The sequence below is a fragment of the Streptomyces boncukensis genome (assembly GCF_011045075.1).
Taxonomy (GTDB): Bacteria; Actinomycetota; Actinomycetes; order Streptomycetales; family Streptomycetaceae; genus Streptomyces; species Streptomyces boncukensis.
Map to the genome: position 1 here is coordinate 1 of NZ_JAAKZZ010000776.1, position 2,441 is coordinate 2,441.

The following is a 2,441-nucleotide window of genomic DNA, read 5'->3' on the forward strand; positions in this document are numbered from 1 at the left end:
CCCCCGGAGGCCCCGCCTCCACCGGACGCCCCGGCTCCGGCGGCGCCACCCGGTGCCGGTCGTCCTCCCCTGTGATCCGCTCGGCCGCCTCGTCGGGCGAGACGAGACCGGCGAGCAGTGCGTTTCCCCAGGCGGCCAGCCGCCCTGAGCGAGGTTCGTCGAGCATGAACCAAGCCTAGGGAACCGATGTCAGACCCGGTGGCGTAGGTTTTCCCTGGGGGGATCCCCTGGGGACAGTGCCTGCGGGCACACAGACGCGACTGCAATAGGAGACAACGCGCTCATGAGCGAAGTACTGGAGCTGGTGGACGTATCCGTGGTCCGCGACGGACGTGCTCTGGTGGACGACGTCTCCTGGTCGGTCAAGGAAGGTCAGCGCTGGGTCATTCTGGGTCCCAACGGCGCGGGCAAGACCACCCTGCTCAACATCGCCTCCAGCTACCTCTTCCCGACCACGGGCACCGCCACCATCCTCGGCGAACGACTGGGCGGCGTCGACGTCTTCGAGCTCCGGCCCCGGGTCGGCATGGCCAGCATCGCCATGGCCGACAAGCTGCCCGGCCGGCAGAGCGTGCTGGAGACCGTGCTGACCGCCGCGTACGGCATGACGGCGCGCTGGCAGGAGAGTTACGAGAAGGTCGACGAGGAGCGCGCCCTGGCGTTCCTCGACCGGCTCGGGATGAACGACCTGCTCGACCGGAAGTTCGGCACCCTCTCCGAGGGCGAGCGCAAGCGCACCATGATCGCCCGTGCCATGATGACCGACCCCGAGCTGCTGCTGCTCGACGAGCCGGCCGCGGGGCTCGACCTCGGGGGGCGCGAGGACCTCGTACGCCGGCTCGGACGGCTCGCGCGCGACCCGTACGCGCCGTCCATGCTGATGGTCACCCACCATGTGGAGGAGATCGCGCCCGGCTTCACCCACGTTCTGATGCTGCGCCAGGGGCAGGTGCTGGCCGCGGGGCCCATCGAGACGGAGCTGACGTCCCGGAACCTCTCGCTGTGCTTCGGGCTCCCCCTCGTGGTGGAGATGAACGGCGACCGCTGGACGGCGCAGGGCCTGCCGTTGAGCTGATCACGCGCCTACCATGGCGGTGTGGACGCATGGGTCTGGTGGCTGGTGGCCGCCGCAGCGCTGGGAATCCCGCTCGTCATCACCGCGATGCCCGAGTTCGCCATGCTCGCCGTGGGCGGTGTGGCGGGCGCGATCACCGCGGGGCTCGGCGGGGGCGTCGCCGCCCAGGTGGTCGTCTTCGCCGCGGTCTCCACCGCGCTGGTCCTGGTCGTCCGCCCGATAGCGCGCCGGACGCGTACCGAGCGCCCCGCGCTGGCCAGCGGCGTCGAGGCGCTCAAGGGGCGGCAGGCCGTCGTGCTGGAGAAGGTGGACGGCGGCGAGGGCGGCCGGATCAAGCTCGCCGGAGAGGTGTGGTCGGCCCGCTCGCTGGACTCGGGTGAGAGCTATGAACCGGGCACTCAGGTCGACGTCGTCGAAATCGACGGCGCCACGGCCATCGTGATGTGATAGCGCACACCAACGGCACGCTCAGCACCATCACAATACGCAGGGGGCAATGGCGATGGACGCCATCATCATCGTCCTGATCATCCTGGTAGTGCTTGTCTTCATCGCACTCATCAAGACGATTCAGGTCATCCCGCAGGCGAGTGCGGCCATCGTGGAGCGGTTCGGCCGCTACACCCGCACCCTCAACGCCGGCCTCAACATCGTCGTGCCGTTCATCGACACGGTCCGCAACCGCGTCGACCTCCGCGAGCAGGTCGTCCCCTTCCCCCCGCAGCCGGTGATCACCCAGGACAACCTGGTGGTGAACATCGACACCGTCATCTACTACCAGGTCACCGACGCGCGCGCCGCCACCTACGAGGTCGCCAGCTACATCCAGGCAATCGAACAGCTCACTGTCACCACCCTGCGCAACATCATCGGCGGCATGGACCTGGAGCGGACCCTGACCTCCCGCGAGGAGATCAACGCCGCGCTGCGCGGCGTCCTCGACGAGGCCACCGGCAAGTGGGGTATCCGGGTCAACCGCGTCGAGCTGAAGGCCATCGAGCCCCCGACCTCCATCCAGGACTCGATGGAGAAGCAGATGCGCGCCGACCGCGACAAGCGCGCCGCGATCCTCCAGGCCGAGGGCGTCCGCCAGTCGCAGATCCTCACCGCGGAGGGTGAGAAGCAGTCCGCGATCCTCCGCGCCGAGGGCGAGTCCCGCTCCGCGGCGCTGCGCGCGGAGGGCGAGGCCCAGGCCATCCGCACCGTCTTCGAGTCCATCCACGCCGGAGACCCGGACCAGAAGCTGCTCTCGTACCAGTACCTCCAGATGCTGCCGAAGATCGCCGAGGGCGACGCCAACAAGCTCTGGATCGTGCCCAGCGAGATCGGCGATGCCCTCAAGGGGCTCGGCGGCGCCCTGGACAAC

At 69.1% G+C, this 2,441-nt stretch carries 3 protein-coding genes; all 3 read left to right on the forward strand.

All coding sequences use genetic code 11. From position 1 onward, the window contains the following. The first annotated feature begins 283 nt into the window (after window positions 1-283). Window positions 284-1,075 (forward strand): ABC transporter ATP-binding protein, encoded by a 792-nt coding sequence (locus G5C65_RS35455; protein ID WP_165303167.1) that lies wholly within the window; start codon window positions 284-286, stop codon window positions 1,073-1,075. A 21-nt stretch (window positions 1,076-1,096) separates the two neighbouring features. After that, window positions 1,097-1,522, forward strand: a complete 426-nt coding sequence (locus G5C65_RS35460) for an NfeD family protein (RefSeq protein WP_165303168.1) — start codon at window positions 1,097-1,099, stop codon at window positions 1,520-1,522. A 55-nt stretch (window positions 1,523-1,577) separates the two neighbouring features. Then, window positions 1,578-2,441: SPFH domain-containing protein (locus tag G5C65_RS35465; protein ID WP_165303169.1), on the forward strand; the 864-nt coding region annotated here is incomplete at its 3' end.

What these genes read in the sequence shown, in the direction of transcription:
- G5C65_RS35455 (WP_165303167.1), top strand. Translation starts at nt 284, where the DNA reads ATGAGCGAAGTACTGGAGCTGGTGGACGTATCCGTGGTCCGCGACGGA.